The 1,037-nt window shown below is 33.8% G+C and carries 1 protein-coding gene; it reads right to left on the minus strand.

What is annotated here, in order from left to right; translation table 11 throughout:
* Positions 1 to 384 precede the first annotated feature (384 nt).
* A partial coding sequence (locus H5072_RS20185; protein WP_182694604.1) for an FtsK/SpoIIIE domain-containing protein occupies positions 385 to 1,037 on the minus strand: 653 nt, incomplete at its 5' end.

Here is a 1,037-nt window from a genome sequence, read left to right on the forward strand (position 1 = left end):
AATAATTAATGTGCGCTATATATAATCTACTTTTTCATACGCTCTATGATGGTCCATAATACTCTCTACATGTGAAATCATGTTAGGTTAGGCCACTACACACCTTCACGTTTGATTCAGATGACAAAATATTACGGCTACATGCTGCTTTGTGTAGTTTAAAAAGCGCCTGTATAGAGTACTAAACACGACTGAAGTTATATGAATATATCTGAGTTGCTAGTATGACTTAATAAAATTAATATCAATACTATTTAACTACACCGATATAAAGAACTTTAATTAACATCGATGTACTCTACCCTATAAAAGTAGAGTACATCTTAAGTAACTATTTATTACAACTTTAAAAAATTACAATATAAGCCAACTAACAACTGATACTTAGAAAGTCGTATTTTTGTTCGCTTGCCAGAAAACTATTACTTTTTCAACTAACTCATCAAATATATGTGACTCTGTAAAGCCAACTTGGATGGAATGAGTTCCACCTTCTGTTTTTACAATACCGTGCCCATAGCCTAATAAGTTTTCAGCTCCTGTCTCACCTAGTATTATTTCAGAATTTTGATCTCTATCGACCTTAAGAGCTATTTTTGTATCTAAATTAGCTCTTAGTAAAGGAAAGACAACGTCCGCACTTGGACGTTGAGTTGCTATAATTAGATGAATTCCAGCCGCTCGACCTTTGGAAGAAAGCCTAACGATTATATCTTTAGCAGCAGTTTTAAAGTCATTATCTAAAATCCAATCAGCTAACTCATCAAAAAAAACTACCTCTCGCGACATTTTGCTATCTGGGTACTTTCTATTATGTGCTTCCAAATCCTTAAGACCTAATTTCATTAAACGATGGTATCGATCGTTCATTAACTTCTCAAGTTCATTGAGTCTTAAAACAGCCTTCTCCTTATCTAAAACAACTGGGTAAGCCAAATGAGGCGCTTTTGCATAAGCAGCAAACTCTACTTGTTTAGGGTCAAAAAGCCATAATCTTAAGTTTTCAGGTGAATTAGTCATCAAAAGATCTATTATCA

The organism is Pseudoalteromonas sp. SR45-5, assembly GCF_014163565.1.
Lineage (GTDB): Bacteria > Pseudomonadota > Gammaproteobacteria > Enterobacterales > Alteromonadaceae > Pseudoalteromonas > Pseudoalteromonas distincta.